The 17,834-nt window shown below is 70.7% G+C and carries 15 protein-coding genes and 1 pseudogene; 5 read left to right on the plus strand and 11 right to left on the minus strand.

All coding sequences use genetic code 11. The features are described from left to right. Window positions 1-50: 50 nt before the first annotated feature. Window positions 51-800: a response regulator transcription factor gene (locus ACZ5SK_RS31675; RefSeq protein ID WP_334574127.1), complete on the minus strand. Its 750-nt coding sequence runs from the start codon at window positions 798-800 to the stop codon at window positions 51-53. Between the two features lie 232 nt (window positions 801-1,032). On the opposite strand from ACZ5SK_RS31675, the gene ACZ5SK_RS31680 reads away from it, so the two are divergent. From ACZ5SK_RS31680 to ACZ5SK_RS31690, 3 genes are all read left to right on the plus strand, one after another. Beyond that, entirely contained in the window at window positions 1,033-2,385 is a 1,353-nt protein-coding gene (locus ACZ5SK_RS31680) for a ferredoxin reductase family protein (RefSeq protein ID WP_457495321.1), read from the plus strand. Window positions 2,386-2,392: 7 nt separating this feature from the next. Continuing rightward, window positions 2,393-2,878 carry an FMN-binding protein gene (locus ACZ5SK_RS31685; protein WP_334574131.1) on the plus strand — a complete coding sequence of 162 codons (486 nt, stop codon included), beginning with the start codon at window positions 2,393-2,395 and terminating at the stop codon, window positions 2,876-2,878. Between the two features lie 211 nt (window positions 2,879-3,089). Beyond that, complete coding sequence (locus ACZ5SK_RS31690; RefSeq protein WP_334574133.1) at window positions 3,090-4,802, plus strand: SulP family inorganic anion transporter; 1,713 nt, start codon at window positions 3,090-3,092, stop codon at window positions 4,800-4,802. On the opposite strand, the gene ACZ5SK_RS31695 is transcribed toward ACZ5SK_RS31690, so the two are convergent. Continuing rightward, a complete protein-coding gene (locus ACZ5SK_RS31695; protein ID WP_468576756.1) occupies window positions 4,796-5,023 on the minus strand; it encodes a hypothetical protein in 228 nt (75 codons plus the stop codon). The two genes, ACZ5SK_RS31690 and ACZ5SK_RS31695, sit on opposite strands and share 7 nt — an antisense overlap. Before the next feature lie 85 nt (window positions 5,024-5,108). Next, window positions 5,109-5,930, minus strand: coding sequence for a MerR family transcriptional regulator (locus ACZ5SK_RS31700; RefSeq protein ID WP_334574135.1), 822 nt, complete (start codon window positions 5,928-5,930; stop codon window positions 5,109-5,111). Window positions 5,931-6,293: 363 nt separating this feature from the next. Between ACZ5SK_RS31700 and ACZ5SK_RS31705 the strand changes: the two genes are divergently transcribed. Both ACZ5SK_RS31705 and ACZ5SK_RS31710 read left to right on the plus strand, forming a co-directional pair. Beyond that, window positions 6,294-6,908 carry a DUF1326 domain-containing protein gene (locus tag ACZ5SK_RS31705; RefSeq protein WP_468576757.1) on the plus strand — a complete coding sequence of 205 codons (615 nt, stop codon included), beginning with the start codon at window positions 6,294-6,296 and terminating at the stop codon, window positions 6,906-6,908. After that, window positions 6,905-7,663, plus strand: a complete 759-nt coding sequence (locus ACZ5SK_RS31710; protein WP_468576758.1) for a DUF2182 domain-containing protein — start codon at window positions 6,905-6,907, stop codon at window positions 7,661-7,663. Before ACZ5SK_RS31705 ends, ACZ5SK_RS31710 begins: the two co-directional genes overlap by 4 nt. Window positions 7,664-7,887: 224 nt before the next feature. Here the strand turns inward: ACZ5SK_RS31710 and ACZ5SK_RS31715 are convergent, their stop codons facing one another. From ACZ5SK_RS31715 to arfA, 8 genes and pseudogenes are all read right to left on the minus strand, one after another. Continuing rightward, a complete protein-coding gene (locus tag ACZ5SK_RS31715; protein ID WP_334581041.1) occupies window positions 7,888-8,676 on the minus strand; it encodes a CPBP family intramembrane glutamic endopeptidase in 789 nt (262 codons plus the stop codon). A gap of 245 nt (window positions 8,677-8,921) precedes the next feature. Continuing rightward, window positions 8,922-9,053, minus strand: a pseudogene (locus tag ACZ5SK_RS31720) (IS701 family transposase); the annotation flags it as partial. A gap of 18 nt (window positions 9,054-9,071) precedes the next feature. Beyond that, complete coding sequence (locus tag ACZ5SK_RS31725) at window positions 9,072-9,569, minus strand: DUF4232 domain-containing protein (RefSeq protein ID WP_334574140.1); 498 nt, start codon at window positions 9,567-9,569, stop codon at window positions 9,072-9,074. Between the two features lie 511 nt (window positions 9,570-10,080). Next, the gene (gene araD / locus ACZ5SK_RS31730; protein WP_334574141.1) at window positions 10,081-10,809 is read right to left on the minus strand and encodes an L-ribulose-5-phosphate 4-epimerase AraD; all 729 of its coding nucleotides are present in this window, start codon (window positions 10,807-10,809) and stop codon (window positions 10,081-10,083) included. Window positions 10,810-10,833: 24 nt separating this feature from the next. Next, window positions 10,834-12,351 (minus strand): L-arabinose isomerase, encoded by a 1,518-nt coding sequence (gene araA, locus ACZ5SK_RS31735; protein ID WP_334574143.1) that lies wholly within the window; start codon window positions 12,349-12,351, stop codon window positions 10,834-10,836. A 41-nt stretch (window positions 12,352-12,392) separates the two neighbouring features. Beyond that, window positions 12,393-14,066, minus strand: coding sequence for a ribulokinase (araB, locus tag ACZ5SK_RS31740; protein ID WP_334574144.1), 1,674 nt, complete (start codon window positions 14,064-14,066; stop codon window positions 12,393-12,395). 76 nt (window positions 14,067-14,142) lie between these two features. Then, window positions 14,143-16,188, minus strand: coding sequence for an RICIN domain-containing protein (locus ACZ5SK_RS31745; protein WP_334574146.1), 2,046 nt, complete (start codon window positions 16,186-16,188; stop codon window positions 14,143-14,145). Window positions 16,189-16,308: 120 nt separating this feature from the next. After that, a complete protein-coding gene (gene arfA, locus ACZ5SK_RS31750; RefSeq protein ID WP_334574148.1) occupies window positions 16,309-17,829 on the minus strand; it encodes an arabinosylfuranosidase ArfA in 1,521 nt (506 codons plus the stop codon). Window positions 17,830-17,834: the final 5 nt, after the last annotated feature.

The raw sequence follows: 17,834 nt of genomic DNA on the forward strand, positions 1-17,834 counted from the left end.
CGGCCGGGGCAGATGCGGCAGCCACCGTCTCGTCCCGCCCGGGAGCGTCCTCACCGGGTCACCGGCTTGAGCACGTATCCGACGCCCCGCACCGTGTGGATCATGGGCGGGCGGCCCGCGTCCACCTTTTTGCGCAGGTAGGAGATGTAGAGCTCGACGACATGGGCCTGCCCGCCGAAGTCGTAGGACCATACGCGGTCGAGGATCTGCGCCTTGCTGAGCACGCGTCGCGGGTTGCGCATGAGCAGACGCAGCAGTTCGAACTCCGTCGGGGACAGCTCGACGAGCTCGCCGCCGCGGGTGACCTCGCGGGCCTCCTCGTCCATGACGAGATCGCCGACGGTCAGGCGTGGCCCGTCCTCCGTCTGCCGGGCCATGCCGGCCCGGCGCAGCAGGCCGCGCAGGCGGGCGACGACCTCCTCCAGGCTGAACGGTTTCGTCACGTAGTCGTCGCCGCCCGCCGTGATGCCCGCGATGCGGTCCTCGACGCCGTCCCGCGCGGTCAGGAACAGCACGCACACATCGGGGCGCACGGCGTGCAGTGATCGCAGCACGGCGAAGCCGTCGGTGTCCGGGAGCATGACGTCGAGGACGACGGCGTCGGGCAGCAGCTCGCGTGCCTCGGCGACGGCCGAGACGCCGTCGCCCGCCGTGCGCACCTCCCATCCCTCATAGCGCAGGGCGCCGGAGAGGACCTCCGCGAGGTCGGGGTCGTCGTCGACGACGAGGACCCGGAGCGGGGCGCCGTCGGTCCGGGTCAGCTCGGGGCGGCCGGAGCCGCGGTGGCGGGAAGTGTTCATCTCAGGTACCAGGATGCGGCCTCGCCCGTCTCCCGGGCTGCTCCCCTGCCTCTGAGTTCGCTATGAGTCCGCGTGCCGCCGGTCGGCTCCGATCGTCTCGGCGGCCCTCCCACCTGCGGCGGGACGCGCCTCCCTCCCGGCGCTGAGAGCGGACTCAGAGGTTGCGTCGGCACAGTTGCGTCCGGGACGACCGAGGCGACGGGGTCGTACGGACAGCCGAAGGGACATGTGGATGACGACGGTGTACGCGCAACGAAGGGTCGTCCCCGCGCCTCCCGCGCCGAGGCGCTCCCCCGTGGGCCCCGTGCTCGCCGTTCTGTGGGGCGGGGCCGCTGCCGTGGTCGCCCTGTGGTGGTTCGACACGGGGTCGGTCGTCGGCGCCGCGGGCTGGCTGACGGGGGCCGGGCGGCTCGCCGGGCTGCTGGGCGGGTACGCCTGCGCCGTCCTCGTCGCTCTGATGGCCCGCGTCCCTCTCCTCGAGCGAAGGATCGGGACGGACCGGGTGACGCGCTGGCACGCGATGGCGGGCCGCTACACGGTCTGTCTGCTGGTGGCGCACGTCGTGCTGATACTCCTCGGGTACGCCGCCCAGGACGGCTCCTCGATCGTGCACGAGACGCTCACCGTGGTCCTGGACTACCCGGAGATGCTCAAGGGCACCGCCGGGACCGTCATCCTGTTCGCGGTCGGGATCGTCTCGGCCCGCGCGGTGCGCCGCCGGGTCAGTCACGAGTTCTGGTACTACGTGCACCTGCTCACGTACGCGGCGGTGTTCCTCACCTTCGGCCACCAGCTCGCCCTGGGGTCCGACTTCGTGGGCAGCCGTCCGGCTCAGGCCGCCTGGTACGCCCTGTACCTGGGCGTCGCGGCCCTGGTCGGGTGGTTCCGGATCCTCGCCCCGGTCCGGCTGAATCTGCGTCACCGGCTACGGGTGGACTCCGTGCACCGGGAGGCGCCGGGCGTGTACTCCGTCGTCGTCCGCGGCCGACGGCTGGACGAGATGGGCGCGCGGCCGGGGCAGTTCCTGCGCTGGCGGTTCCTCACCGAGGGCATGCGCTGGACCTCCACGCCGTACTCCCTGTCCGCGCCGCCGCGCTCCGACCTGCTGCGCATCACCGTCAAGGCGCTCGGCGACCACAGCGCCGCCGTCGGCCTGCTGCGGCCCGGCACCCGCGTGTGGGCGGAGGGACCGTACGGGGCCCTGACAGCGGACCGGCGGAGCACGCACAAGTCACTGCTGATCGCGGGCGGCGTCGGCATCACCCCGCTGCGGGCCCTGTTCGAGACGCTGCCCGGCGATGTCACCCTCCTCTACCGCGCCCGCTCGGCCGAGGATCTCGCCCTGGGCGGCGAGCTGGAGACCGTCGCGCGGTGGCGTGGTGCGAAGGTGCTCTACGCGCTCAACGGTCCGCACGGCCGGCGCCCCGACCTGACGGCCCGGTCCCTGCGGGCGGCGATGCCCGACCTGGACGCCCACGACGTGTATCTGTGCGGCCCCCACGGGTTCGCGCAGGACCTGTACGAGGCACTGCGCGCCGCCGGAGTCCCTGACCGCCGCATCCACCACGAGTCCTTCGAGCTGTGAGGCTGTCTTGCACACGTTGAAGAAGAACCGTCCGCTGCGTCGCATCGTGCTGGCGAGCGCCGCGACCGTCTCCGGGATGGTGCTGCTGCTGTCGCTGAAGCCGCACACAGCTCCGGCCGTAGCGGGGGCGGTGTCCTCCCCGGCGCCGTCCAGCAGTTCCAGCGCGTCGGGTGGGACGGCCGGGGCGAGCGGGTCCGGCGGATCCGCCGCCACGGGGACGCAGACCCTCACCGGGGATTCCGTCCAGACCCGCTGGGGGCCCGTCCAGGTCCGGGTCACGCTGAAGGACGGCAAGCTCACCGACGTCACCGCGGTCGCCTACCCCCAGGAGAACCCGAGAGATCAGCAGATCAACGCCTACGCCATCCCGCAGCTGACCAGTGAGGCGCTCACGGCCCAGAGCGCCGACATCGACACCGTCTCCGGAGCCACGTACACGAGCGACGGCTACCGCCAGTCGCTCCAGTCGGCGCTGGACTCCGCGAGCCGCTGACGTCTGGCCGGGCCCTACGGTTTCCGAGCCGGCACCCGCCACACCAGCGGGGTACCGCCGCCCTCGGGCCGGACCGGTTCCAGTCGGCCGCCCAGCTGCGCGGCGCGCTCCGCCCGGTCGGCGACGGATGCCGAAGGTCACGCCGGGAACGTGGGTCTCGTCGCAGCGCACGTGCCGGTGGATCATGAGGGGAGACGGCGGAAGGCGACACATGACCCAGGGCCCGGCCCCACACGTCCCGCAATGGCGCCGGCTGGTGCCCGGGCTCGTCACGCTCCTTGGCTACCGGCGCGCGTGGCTGACGGGTGACCTGCTCGCCGGTGTGACCGTGGCCGCGTATCTCGTGCCGCAGGTCATGGCGTACGCGGGGGTGGCCGGGCTGCCTCCGGTCGCCGGGCTGTGGGCGATCCTGCCGGCGCTCGGGATGTACGCCCTGTTCGGTTCGTCGCGGCTGCTGTCGGTCGGCCCCGAGTCCACTACCGCCCTCATGACGGCCGCCGTGGTCGCACCGCTCGCCGCCGGCGACCCCGGGCGCTACGCCTCGCTGGCGGCGGCCCTCGCGGTCACGGTCGGGCTGCTCTGCCTGGTCGCCCGGGCGGTGCGGCTGGGCTTCCTCGCCGACCTGCTGTCCCGCCCCGTCCTGATCGGGTATCTCGCCGGCGTGGCGCTCATCATGATGGTGGATCAGCTGCCCAGACTCACCGGCGTACGGACGAGCGGCGCCGAGTTCTTCCCCCAACTGTGGTCCTTCCTCGTCCACCTGCCCGAGGCGGACCCGGCGACCGTCGTCTTCTCCGCCGTCGTACTCGTCTTCCTCTTCGTGACGGCCCGCTACGCCCGTACCGTGCCCGGCCCTCTCGTCGCCTTCGTACTCGGCACCGCCGCTGTCGTGGTGTTCGACCTCGACGGGCGGTACGGGCTGAAGGTGATCGGCGATGTCCCGTCCGGTCTGCCGAGTCCCGCCGTCCCGGACCTGGGCGAGCTGCCGCGTCTGGTGCTGCCGGCGCTCGGTGTGCTGCTGGTCGCCTACACCGACTTCATCCTCACCGCGCGGGCGTTCGCCGACCGCGACGACGAAGGTCCAGGGCTCGATGCCAACCAGGAGTTCCTCGCCCTGGGCGCGGCGAACCTGGGCGCGGGGGCACTGCACGGCTTCCCGGTGAGCAGCAGCGCCAGCCGTACCGCGCTCGCCTCCACAGGCGGCGCGCGCAGCCAGGCGTACTCGCTGGTGGCCGGGGCGGTGGTGCTCGCCGTGCTGCTCTTCCTCAGTCCGCTGCTGGCGCGCACACCGTCCGCGGTGCTCGGCGCGCTCGTCGTCTACGCGGCGGTCCGCATGATCGACCTCGCAGGCTTCCGCCGTCTCGCGGCCTTCCGCCGACGGGAACTGCTTCTCGCGCTGGGCTGCCTCTCCGGGGTCCTCGCCCTGGACATCCTGTACGGCGTGATCGTCGCCGTCGGCCTGTCGGTGGCCGAACTGCTGGCCCGGGTGGCCCGTCCGCACGACGCTGTCGAAGGCCTGGTCCCCGGGGTGGCCGGCATGCACGACGTCGACGACTACCCACAGGCCCGGACGATTCCCGGCCTGCTCGTGTACCGCTACGACTCTCCCCTGTTCTTCGCCAACGCGGAGGACTTCCGGCGTCGCGCCCTGGCCGCCGTGGACCAACAGAGCGACCCCGTCCGGTGGTTCGTCCTCAACACCGAGGCCAATGTCGAGGTCGACATCACCGCCCTCGACGCGGTCGACGAACTGCGCCGCACACTGACCCAACGAGGCCTCGTGTTCGCCCTCGCCCGCGTGAAGCAAGACCTGCTGGACGACCTCGAGGCGTACGGCCTGGCGGACGCGGTCGGCAGGGACTTCATCTTCCCGACGCTCCCGACGGCCGTGGCCGCCTATCGCGCCTGGGCCGGACGTCAGTAGGCGGACACGCCTCGTTCCCTGAGGCATGCGCGGACGCTCTCGGTCGGGGCCGGGTCGGGAACCGGGGTGTCGCGCAGCGGAAAGGGGATGCCGAGGGCGTCGTACTGGGGAGCGCCGAGCTTGTGGAAGGGAAGTACATCGACCCGCTGGACGGCGTCGATCCCCGCGGCGAAACGGGCCAGGGCGCCCGCGGGTCGTCGGTCAGGCCGGGACCAGCACATGGCGGATCCACGTCGGGACGCCGAGGCGGTCGAGGCGGGCGCCGAAACTTTCAAGACGAGGTCGGGCAGGTTTGGGTGCGGTTGATCAGGCCGGGGTCACCGGTGCCTGTAGTTCCGTCACCCAGTCGTCGTGGTTCTCGGGGCACTCCAAGTTGATCTCGCGGGGGTATCCGGTCGACTGGTAGCCGTTGGCGTCGATCCATCGGGCCAGGGTCTGGGCGGTGGGGAGGACGGCGTCCATCGAGCCGCGGTGCACGATGGTCGCCGCCTGGTCGAGGGACGGCAGGTCGAGGATCCGGAAGGCGCCGTCCTGGAGTGGGGCGGAGACCTGGATGGCGGCGTGGACGCTGATCCTGCCACCGCCCTCCGGGGCGTCCTCGTAGTAGGCGACACCGGGACCCGTGGGGGTGATGCCTGCCTGCTCCAGGCGCTGGCACAGCTCGTCGTAGAGCGGCCCGATGACCGGGCCGATGTCCTCGGGCTCGAAACTCGCGGCGGTCGCGGTGAGCTCCGCCACCCGGACGGCAGGGACGCTCTTGACAACGACGTCGTTCGTGGGCATGTGCCCCTCACTCTCGATTGCTCGGAGCCTGGCCTCGACCTGGACCAGCCGGGCTCCCGCGGCAGCCATTGCGGTCTCCAGTTCGGCCCGCCGCAGCCGCAGCATGCCGCGCAGCTCCTCGGCGCTGACCTTCTCGTCCACGATGTCCTGGACCTGCTGGAGGGTGAAGCCCAGGTCCTTGAGCGCGATGATCCGGTTGAGGCGGGCCAGCTGGGCTGCGGTGTAGTAGCGGTAGCCGCTGGCGGGATCGACGTGGGCCGGGTGCAGCAGTCCGGTCGCGTCGTAGTGACGCAGCATCCGGATTGAGACGCGGCCGTGCCGGGCGAAGTCTCCGATGGTGAACATGATGTCTCCAAGCTGACCGCCTGACACGGTGTGAGGGTCAAGAAGCTACTCGGCAGCGGCGGGACAGCAAGAACGCGGTGACGTCGAGTAACCTCTGCGGCCGACGGCGTGGCCTACCCCGTTCGGCTACCCAACGGAACACAGCCACACCAACGCCAAGGCCGTACGCGCCGCGGCGTACGGGCCGCGGGAGGTCGCGGGTGTCCCCACGGACTCGGCACCAGGCCGGTGGGGTGCACTGACAGCGGATCTGCGCGATGGGGGTCGTGAGGAATAGCCTGGATTGAGAGCGGCACCGGGACGGAGCGGACCCTCTCGACGCATCCCTTGACCCCGGGGGCCGCAGAACAGGCAGGAAGAGTCATGCCCTGGAATCTGAACGGCACGTACCTGGAGAGCTGTAACTGTGACGTGGTGTGCCCCTGCACCACCTCGGGCCTCACCGCACCGGCCGACCACGAGCGCTGCCAGGTGACCTTCGCGTTCCACGTGGACAGCGGGAGCGTGGACGACGTCGACGTCTCCGACCGCAGCGTGGCCGTCTTCATCGACGGGCCGCGGGTGATGGCCGAGGGAGGCTGGCAGGTGGCGCTGTACGTCGACGCTTCGGCCGACGACGGCCAGGCGGAGGCGCTGGGCAAGGTCTTCTCGGGCCAGGCGGGCGGGCCGATGGCGGGGCTCGCTCCGCTCATCGGCGAGGTCCTCGGCGTGGAGCGCGTCCCCATCGACTACCGCGACGACGGTCGCCGCCACGCCGCGCGGGTGGGCGATGCCATCGACATCGAGATCGAGGACCAGGTCGCCCCGCAGTTCGGCGAGGACGGTCCGGTGATGGGCCTGACGGGCATGTTCCACCCGGTGAACAGCACACTGACGATCGCCCGGTCCACCCGGGCGACGGGCGACGGCGTGTACGGCCGGTCCTGGGACTTCACGGGCGGCAACGGACACTCGGCGCCCTTCACATGGTCCGGATGACCGGTGGGCCGGTTACCGTCCGTGTCCGGTCGGCCCCCGCCGGGCTGCTGCTGGTCGTGGCGGCCGCCGCCTGGATCTGGATGGTGACGCGCTGGGGCGGCATGTCGGCGACGCCCGGCACGATGGGCCTGGGCCTGGGCGCTTTCCTGGCCGTGTGGACGCTGATGATGACTGCGATGATGCTGCCCGCCACGGCGCCCGTCGCCGCCTTGTACGCACGCACCATCACCGTGCACCGGGCATCGCGCATGGTCGTGTTCACGGTCGCCTACCTGTTCGTCTGGGCCGCGGCCGGGCTGCCGGCGTATGCGCTGGCCGTCGGCCTCGGCCGGGCGGCACGCCTCCCTCCCACGGCGGGGACAGCAGTGGCCGCGGCCGTGTTCGTGGTCAGCGGCGTCTACCAGCTCACGCCTCTCAAAGACCGTTGTCTGGCGAGGTGCCGTTCGCCGATCGGCCTGATGCTGCGCTACGCCTCGTACCCGGGGGTCTCGCGCGATCTGCGTGCCGGAGCCCACCACGGGGCCTTCTGCCTCGGCTGCTGCTGGTCGCTCATGGTGCTGTTGGCGGCGTTCGGTGTGATGAACCTGTGGGCCATGGTGGTCCTGGCCGCCGTGATCACCGCCGAGAAACTCGCTCCGCTTGGTCGCCTGGTGGCCCGTGCCGTGGGGATCGCCTCGATCGGCCTGGCCGTCGCCGTCTTCTGGGTCCCGGCGCTGGCTCCGGGTCTCACCGGCGGTGGTATGGCCGGGATGTGAGGACGGGCCGCGCCGGGCACCGGCGTCTCTCCGCTGGGCGACGACCGACCCCGCGCTCTTTCGGTCTTCAGTGTCGGCACGGCCGAGGTGATGGGTGTGGTGGGCAGCGCCTGGCTCATCGCCTCCCTGGCACTGACAGGTGTCGCCACCGTCCTGCTGGGCATCGCGCTGAACGACCTGCCGGCCGGCCTGCTGCAACTGCAGGCGGCCTAATGGCAGTTGAGTCAGTCGAGTGCCCCGGCTTCCTCGGGGCGCTCGTCGTCCTCCGCAGTGGCACCGTGCGGCGGGAGAGGGTCTCGGCTGCTGTAGTGGCGCAACAGCCACCAGCCGTAGGCGGCGTGAAAGACGTACACGCCCACCTGCCACCAGTCCGGGGCCGCGCCCGGAGAACGGATCTGGAAGAAGTCGTCGAGGGCGTGGACGACCACCATCGGCCAGACGGAGCCGATCGCGAAACGCAGGCCGGCGCAGGTGAAGCCGAACAGCGCGGCGGACAGCATCTGCCACAGCGTGTCGTCCAACGCGGCTCCGAAGAACAGGTAGTTCTGCAGGTGCCCGATACCGAAGAGGACGGCGACGCCGGCGGCCGCACGCAGCGGGCCGAGTGAGGTGAGGGTCTGCTGGACGAGGCCGCGGCTGTAGACCTCCTCGTTGAGGCCGACCCACAGCAGGGACACCAGCGAGCTGACGACCACCGTCGTGCTGCCGTCGAGCCCGGCCAGCGCGTACGAGCCTGCGATCAGCAGCAGCGGCACCGCCAGCCACCAGCGGCGCGGGCGGCCGAGGGTGGTGGTGCCGGATGCGCGCAGCCACCCCCACCGCCACAGCACGCACCAGACACCGGCGAAGCAGATCGCGTTGACCACGGCCGCGCCCAGGCCCGGGAACCATGACGGTGCCAGCGGAGGCAGGATCACCTTGGCGAAGAGCACCAGTACGGCATGCCAGGCGAGCGTCAACTCCACGGCGCCCCAGACCGGATGACGGGTTACGTAGCCCTTCCACCGCTCCATCACGGGGCGAGCGTAGCCGCGGCAACCCGCACGGTGCCCCGCCTTGTCACGAACGAGGCGAGAACCTGCCGCATGGGGGGCCGCCGCCGGTTCCGGAGCGGGGCGAGGGAGGACGAGACGGAGCTGCCCACGGGCGCGAGGGTGCGATCGGAGGGCGGGCGGAGGTCGCAGCCGGCTCGGCGATCGGGGCGGGTGTGGGAGGCGAGACCGGCATGGCGATCGGGACCGGGGCAGACGCCGAAACCGGCCCTGGCCCAGTTCGAGTCGTACCAGCGGCGGCTCTTCGCGCCGCGTCCGGCGGACAGCTTCTGCCAGGCGCGGCGCGGCGTCACCCGGGCCAGGTGGTCGGCGCGTTGCGGGCCGGCCGGGGTAGGGATGCCACGGACGTCCGGCGCCTACGCCGTGCGTTGCACCGGGTTGATCTCGAAGGCTCCGCATACCTTCAGGTGGTAGCGGATCAGCACGGACTGGAAGCTGGCCGGCGGGTAGACCCGGATGTATGTCGATGTCGGCCGGCAGGTGGGCACCACGCTCGGATTGTTGGTGCGGATGGTGGCGAACACCGTCCGGGCTGGGTGGACGAACACGGTGGACACCGGATGGGCGTTGCGGGTCGCCGGGGCGCCGATCTGGTGGCGATGGCTGTTCAAGACGCTGACGCCGGGGTATCCGCGCAACGAACAGGTGTGGGTTGAGGTGTTGGTGAACCGAAGGGGATAGAAGAGCGATCCCGCGCCGCCTGTGACCTTGCCGACGGACAGGTGCAGGTCGGCCACGTGGCAGGTGGGGATTCTTGGCGAGGCCGACGATGGGGCGGCGCCGGCCATGGTGCCGGTAGCGGCGAGCAGGGCGGTGGTAGCGAGGGCCGCTATCCGGGTGGAGATGTTGATCATGACGCACGCTTCCGTGCCAGGGAAGGAAAAATCTCCCGCATCCGGCGGGACGAGACTCAAGTGAGCCGGTGCCCGGCTCGACGTGTGCCGTCCATGAGATGCGGGCTCGCACTCTCAAGGACGCCGGAGCGAAGGTGCACAGCTGTGTGTGCGATGTGCGGGCCCGACGACGTCATTTTACCGCCTGAGGCCCCCGCCGCTTCCTGGCCAGGCCCCGGTCGCAAGCCCCCACCAGCACCGATGGCGGCAACCGGGCCGGAGCCCGCCGCGGTCACTACCCACCCATTTCCGCGATGTGCAAACGGCGCTTCTCCCTTGAACTCAGCCGTAGACCACGAAGTACGGCTGCGGTGCAGGCTGCCGGTCCGGCGGCCGGAGTCGCGGTGGACGTGCTGGGGGCACTCCTGCGTGACGGACGGGTCTTCACCTCCGCTCCGCCGGTCACGCAGGCGGCTTGACTTCGTTGTCTGAGACTTCTGACGGGGTGCTGGGTCTGCGGGAAGTTTCCTGGTCAGCGGGTGGCGACGGCTGGGTCCGGATTGCCGTAGTAAGCGTCGGGGCCGTGCTTGCGCGTGTAGTGGCGGTTCAGGAGGTGGGGTGGGGGCGGGGCGGTCGGAGAGAGGGACAGGGTGTGGAGGGCGATGTCGGCGACGGCCTCGCAGATGATCGCGTGCTCCAGGGACTTGCGGGCCGAAGCGCCCCAGGTGAAGGGGCCGTGGCCGGCGACGAGCGCGGCGGGCACCTCGACGGCCCGCTGGTCGTCGCCGGCGAGCAGGTCGACGATCACGTGGCCGGTGTTGTACTCGTAGTCCTGCGCGCACTCCTCGGCGGTGAGGTCGCGGGTGACGGGGATGGGCCCGTTGAAGGTGTCCGCGTGCGTCGTGCCGAGGACGGGGATGTCCCGACGTGCCTGGGCGAAGGCGACGGCGTGCGTGGAGTGGGTGTGGGTCACCCCGCCGATCGACGGAAACGCCAGGTAGAGGCAGCGATGCGTCTCGGTGTCGGTGGACGGACGCAGGTCACCGTTCACGACCGCGCCGTCGGACAGCCGTACCGTCACCAGGTCATCGGCCGTGAGGTCCTTGTACGGTACGCCCGACGGCTTGATGACGAAGACCCCCGCTCCACGGTCGATTCCGCTCACATTTCCCCAGGTCAGGGTCGCGAGACCGACCTGCGGGATGGCGAGGTTCGCTTCCAGCACCTCCTGGCGCAGGGCCGCCAGGACATCTGTTGCCATGATCGTTTCCTTTCTCGGCGAGCTTCAGAGGGCCTGGGCCAGGCGGTGGTAGGCCGCGTTCCAGCGGATCTCCTTGGCCAGTCGGTCGGTGGTCGTGTTCTCGTCGATCGTCAGCAGTTCCACGTCCGTCATGGCCGCGAAGTCGCTCAGCGTCTCGGTGCCCACGGCCGAGCTGAGCACCGTGTGGTGCGGCGCGCCGGCGAGCAGCCAGCTCTCGGCGGACTCCGCGAGCGAGGGGCGCGGCTTCCACACAGCCCTGGCCACCGGCAGACGGTGCAGGGGCTCGCTGGGGGCGACGACGTCCACGGCGTTCGCCGTGAGCCGGAAGCGGTCGCCGAGGTCGCAGAGGCCGACGACGACGGCGGGGCCGGCTGCCGCGTTGAAGACCAGGCGGACGGGGTCCTCGCGGCCGCCGATGGACAGGGGGTGGATCTCGCAGCGGGGGCGGTCGGCGGCCACCGAGGGGCAGACCTCGAGCATGTGGGCGCCCAGGATGCGGGGGGTGCCGGGGCCGAGGTGGTAGGTGTAGTCCTCCATGAAGGTGGTGCCGCCGGGCTCTCCGGCGCCCATGACCTTCATCGTGCGCAGCAGGGCTGAGGTCTTCCAGTCGCCCTCGCCGCCGAAGCCGTAGCCGTCGGCCATCAGCCGCTGGACGGCGAGACCGGGCAGCTGGCGCAGGCCGCCGAGGTCCTCGAAGTTGGTGGTGAAGGCGGTGAAGCCGCCCTCGGTGAGGAAGGCGCGCAGTCCGAGTTCGAGACGGGCCGCGTAGAGCAGCGAGTCGTGGCGGATGCCGCCGGGGCGCAGGGCCGGGACCACGTCGTACGACTCGACGTACTCGGCCGCGAGTTGGGCCGTGTCCTTGTCCTGGACGTCGTCCACGACGGCCACCAGGTCGTTGACCCCGTAGGTGTTCACGGAGAAGCCGAAGCGCAGTTGCGCCTCCACCTTGTCGCCCTCGGTGACAGCGACGTCGCGCATGTTGTCGCCGAAACGGGCCAGCCGCAGCGTGCGTGCGGCGTGGCGACCGGCGGCAGCCCTGGACCAGGCCGCGACGCGCCGGACGACCCTGGGGTCGGTGGCGTGTCCGGCGACGATCTTGCGGCTGACGCCAACCCGCGCCTCGATGTGCGCGAACTCGCGGTCACCGTGGGCCGCCTGGTTGAGGTTCATGAAGTCCATGTCGATGCTCGACCACGGCAACGACAGGTTGTACTGGGTGTGCAGGTGCAGGACCGGCCGGTCGAGCGCGCTCAGGCCGGCGATCCACATCTTCGCCGGGGAGAAGGTGTGCATCCACACGATCACGCCGACGCAGGTGTCGGAGGCGGTGGCTTCGAGGCACAGGCGGCGGATCGACTCGGCGTCGGTGAGGACCGGCTTCCAGACGATGCGCAGCGGGATGTCGTCGGTGGCGTCGAGCCGTTCGGCGATCTGCTGGGACTGGAAGGCGACCTGGCGCAGGGTGTCCTCGCCGTACAGGCCCTGGCTTCCGGTGAGAAACCAGATCTCCTGGCCGGTGAGGGGCAGTGTCGAAGTCGTCATGTCAGGGGGCCTTTCTTCACAGGGATTCACAGGGGTCCGGCTCAGGCGGAGGCTTCGGCGCGGATGCGGCGCAGGCGGTGCATGACGTCGTTGGCGCCGCGGCCGAAGTAGTCGTGCAGGGTGCGGTACTCGGAGTAGAGGCGCTCGTAGGCCGCCGCTCGCTGCGGGTCCGGCAGGTAGACCCGGCGGTGGACCTTGCCCATGGCGTGGGCCGCGGCGCGGATGTCGGGGTACGCGCCTGCGGCGACGGCGGCGTGCATCGCGGCGCCGAGGGCCGGTCCCTGGGGGGAGCCGATGATGCTCAGCGGGCGGCGGGTGACGTCGGCGTAGATCTGCATGAGCAGGGCGTTCTTGGTCAGGCCGCCCGCGATGATCAGCTCCTGTACCGGTACGGCGGCGGCCTCGAAGGCGTCGATGATGGTGCGGGTGCCGAAGGCGGTGGCCTCCAGCAGGGCGCGGTAGACGTCCTCGGGGCGGGTGGAGAGCGTCTGGCCGATCAGCAGGCCGCTGAGGTCGTGGTCGACCAGGACGGACCGGTTGCCGCTGTGCCAGTCCAGGGCGATGAGGCCGTGTTCGCCGACCTTCTGCTCGGCCGCGAGCGCGGTCAGGTACTCGTGCGGGGTCTGGCCGGCCGCGGCGGCTCGCTCCGCGTAGTCGGCGGGCAGGCCCGTCCGTACGAACCAGGCGAAGATGTCGCCGACGCCGCTCTGCCCGGCCTCGTAGCCCCACAGCCCGGGCAGGATGCCGCCGTCCACGACACCGCACATGCCGGGCACGATGCCGTACTGGTCCGAGCTCATGACGTGACAGGTGGACGTGCCCATGATGGCGACCATCCGGCCCGGCTCCACCGCCGTGGCCGCGGGGGCGGTCACATGGGCGTCGACGTTGCCGACACAGACCGTGATGCCCTCCGGCAGTCCGGTCCAGGCGGCGGCCTCGGCGGTCAACCGGCCGGCGCTGTCGCCGAGTTGGCCGATCGGCTGGTCCAGCTTGTCGGTGACGAAGCCGGCGAAGTCCGGGTGCAGGGCGGCGAGGTGGTCGCGGGAGGGGTAGCCGCCCTGCTGGTACTGCCCCTTGTAGCCGGCGGTGCAGGCGTTGCGGACGTACGTCCCGCACAGCCGCCACACGATCCAGTCGGCCGCCTCCAGCCATCGCTCGGTGCGCCGGTAGACCTCCGGGTCCTCCTCCAGCACCTGGAGCGCCTTGGCGAACTCCCACTCCGAGGAGATCTTCCCGCCGTACCGCTCCAGCCACGGCTCCTTGAGTTCGGCGGCCAGCGCGTTGATCCGGTCGGCCTGGCCCTGCGCGGCGTGGTGGCGCCACAGCTTGACGTAGGCGTGCGGGCGGGCGGTGTACTCGGGGAGTTCGCACAGCGGCGTGCCGTCGGCCAGCGTCGGCAGGACGGTGCAGGCGGTGAAGTCGGTGCCGATGCCGATGACTTGTCCGGCCTGGACACCCGCGCGGGCGAGGGCCTGCGGTACGGCGTTGCGCAGCACGTCGATGTAGTCGGACGGCACCTGGAGCGCCCAGTCGGGAGGCAGTCGGGTGCCGTCGGGCAGTTCACGGTCCAGCACCGCGTGCGGATAGACGTGCTCCGCCGACGCCAGCTCGGCGCCGTCGCGGACGCGGACGACCACGGCACGGCCGGACAGGGTTCCGAAGTCGACACCCACCACGCAGGGTTCTTCAGGCACGACGACCCCACCTCTCATGTTCGGAATGACAGTCATGGTTCGATATATCAGACAGAAGGTGGGGGCCCGGCCGTGACCGGGCCCCCGGAGTGGATCAGTTGACCCGGACGATCTGCCAGAGTTCGTCATTGGCGCCGGTGTCCGTGGACTGGACCATCAGCGCCCCGTTGGCGGTGGAGGCGGAGGCGATGTCCGCGACCAGGCCGCTGCCGGAGTTGACGAGCTTGTAGTAGCCGCCTCCCGCGTCCGTGAGCGTCCACTTCTGGGAGCTCGCGCCGGAGGACGAGTTCTGGACGATGGCCGCACCCGACGAGGTCGACCCGTTCGAGTCGAGGTACAGACCGCTGTTGACGTTCTTCACCGTCCACGCCCCACCGCTTTGGGACTGGAAAGTCCACAGCTGGCAGTTGTTGGCGGTGTTCACCCACTGGCCCGCCTGCTTGCCCACGGTGGTGGAGGCGCCGGGGATCTCCAGGAACTTGCCGCTGTTCTTGTTGATCAGGCGGTACTGGCCGGTCGCCAGGTTCGGCAGATCGGTCTGGGTGAGGTTCCAGCGCTGGCAGGCGCAGCCGGTGTCGGACCACTGCCCGGCGGCGGTGCCGACGGTGGTGGAGGCGCTGGGGATCTCCAGGTACTTGCCGCTGATCCGGTTGGTGGCGGTGAAGCCGCCCGCCGGGTTCGGGGCGACGGCCCACTCGTGGTCGAGGGTGCCGTTGTCGTCCCACTGCAGGACCTTGGCGCCGTTGGCGGTGGACTGGTTCTGCACGCCCAGGACCTTGCCGCTGGCCACGTTGAAGATCTTGAAGTAGCCGGACGTCTGCTGGACGAACTTCCACTTCTGGTCGGTCGCGTTGTCGGCGTTCTGCTGGGTGGCGTTGACGCCGTTGGTGGTGGAGCCGCCCGCGATGGAGAGCATCAGGTGGCTGTTGGCGTTGGAGACGGTGTAGGTGGCACCGTCGGAGATGCCGCCGCCCAGGTCGATGGTGCCGTAGGTGACGGGGTTCAGGCCGGTGCTGGTCAGATGGCCGCCGCTGAGGACCATCAGGCTGTGGCCGTCGGCCAGCGGGAGCAGGCCTCGGCTGTAGCCGCCGGGGACGGTGGAGGCGATGCGCGTCCAGGTGTTCGCGGCGCCGTTCTGCGTGTTCAGGAACAGGTCGTCGGTGCTGTTGGCGCTGACCACCAGGGTGCCGTTGGCGCCGCCGGTGGGCAGCCAGGTGATGTACGGCGAGCTGGTGGGCACGGTGCCGTCGGTCGCCTTGAGCGCGATGCCGGTGGCGGAGCCGAACGCCTCCGGGTCGGAGGAGATCTTGTAGTAGACGGCGAAGCCGCCCTCGGGGGCGCCCCAGAACTCGTACGTCATCACGTAGTTGCCGTTGGGGAGCTTGGCGATCACCGGCATGCCCGGACGGTCGCCGTACGTCGAGGTCGCCACGTCATTGACTACGGATCCCCAGGTCAGACCATCCGTGGAGACCTGGTGGACGATCTTCTGGCCGTTGTTGGGGTCGCGCTGGTCGGAGTAGTAGACGATCAGCTTGTTGCCGGAGACCATCAGGAACGGCTCCCACACGGGCGTCTGGCCGTTGGTGGGGTCGGCCTTGCCGCCGGTGGCGATGGCGCTGACGTACGACCAGGAGTTGCCGTGGTCGGTGCTGGCGTACAGATCCAGCTCGGTGGAGGACAGGTCACCGGGGATCGAGTTGCCGGCGGCCAGGATGGTGCCCGCCGGGAAGTTGCCGATCTGGGTGGGGAGTTCGTACAGGAACGGCTGGTAGCGCATGCCGAGGCCGTTGTGCGTGTCGCTGATGCTGGAGATCTGCGTCCAGCTGTTGCCGTTGTCGGTGCTGCGGTAGATCGGGAAGACGGGGGTGCCCGAGCTGTACTGCTCGAACGTGGCGAGCAGGGTGCCGTTGGACGATCCGCTGTACTGCAGGCGCAGCGCCCGCGGGTAGAGCGAGCCGGGCGACGGGGCGTTCGACGGCGGGGTGTACATCGTCTGGGAGGCGCGCGAGATCGCGTGCGCCGGCCCGGATGCGGGGAGGACAAGGGCTACGGCGGCTGCGAGCAGGGCAAGCAGGAGGGTGATCGCCTGGCGGCGGGGCAGGGCGCGGTTTCTGGCGCCTTCCCTGGTGGTGGACATGGGCGGCTCCCAATGACTGTCCGGAAGGGGAGGGATGGTGGTGGTGCTGGGCCCGCCGCTCCCGGGGGGAAAGGGGGAGGGGAGCGGCGGGTGTCCTGGGGGGGTGCCTGTCGGCAGGGGTCAGCCGGCGCGGCGCAGGCGGATGACGTTCCAGGAGACGGGCGGCAGGTGCACAGCGAGGCGGCCGTCGGTGACGGAGGTGACGGCGGCCTGGCGCGGGCGGACCCGGTCGGGTGCGTCCTGGGTGTTGGCGGCGCGGATGTCGGGGTCGCTCAGCACGGAGTGCTGGACGGGCACGTAGCCGGGGAACGCCCCTAGTTCCAGGGCGAGTTCGACGTCCTCGTGCTGGTGCCGGTTCACTGCGAAGACGGTGAGTTCGTCGGCCCCTTCGGCGCCCTCGACGTGGGTGGCGACGGCGTCGACGACCGGAACGTCACCGAAACGCTTCGTCTCGTACACGGGCGCGTCCGGCTCGACCCGCAGGACGGTGCCGCGGGCGTGCCGGGCGGCCTGGGCGAAGGGGTGGAAGGTGGTCTGCCGCCAGCTCGGGCCGCCCGCCTCGCTGCGGATGGGAGCGATGACGTTGACGAGCTGGGCGAGGCAGGCGGCGGTGACCCGGTCACTGTTGCGCAGCAGGCTGATCAGCAGCCCGCCGACGACGACGGCGTCGGCGACGTTGTACTCGTCCTCGATCACGCGCGGGGCGACGGCCCACTCGGTGGGCTTCTCCTGCGCCTCGAAGCGGGTGTTGTACCAGACGTTCCACTCGTCGAAGGACAGGTTGATCCGCTTCTTCCTGCGCTGCTTGGCCCGGATGTGGTCGGCGGTGGCGACCACCGACTCGACGAACGCGTCCATGTCGACCGCGGAGGCGAGGAAGCTGCCGAGGTCGCCGTCGAGTTCCTCGTAGTAGGCGTGGCAGGAGATGTAGTCGACCTGGTCGTACGCCTCCTCCAGGACGGTCGCCTCCCAGGCGCCGAACGTCGGCATCGAGGAGCTGGAACTGCCGCACGCTATGAGTTCCAGGGTGGGGTCGATCATGCGCATGGCGCGGGCGGCCTCGGCGGCGAGGCGGCCGTACTCGGCGGCGGTCTTGTGGCCGGTCTGCCAGGGGCCGTCCATCTCGTTGCCCAGGCACCACATGCGGACGCCGAAGGGGTCCTGGGCGCCGTTCTTGATGCGCTGGTCGGACCAGGTGGTGCCGCCGGGGTGGTTGCAGTACTCCAGCAGGTCGAGGGCCTCCTGGACGCCTCGGGTGCCGAGGTTGAGCGCCATCATGGGCTCGACGCCCGCCTTGCGGGCCCAGCCCGCGAACTCGTGCAGGCCGAAGGCGTTGGTCTCGGTGCTGTGCCAGGCCAGGTCGAGACGGGTGGGCCGCTCGGCGACCGGCCCGACGCTGTCCTCCCAGCGGAAGCCGGAGACGAAGTTGCCCCCGGGATAGCGGACGGTGGTCACGCCCAGTTCGCGCACCAGGTCCAGGACGTCGCGGCGCAGACCGTCCTCGTCGGCTTGCGGATGGCCGGGCTCGTAGATGCCCGTGTAGACGCAGCGGCCCATGTGCTCGACGAAGGAGCCGAAGGTCCGGGGACTCACGTCGGCGACGCGGAAGGCGGGGTCGACGGTCAGGGAGGCGTGCAGCATGAAGG

The organism is Streptomyces sp. NPDC031474 (assembly GCF_055581185.1).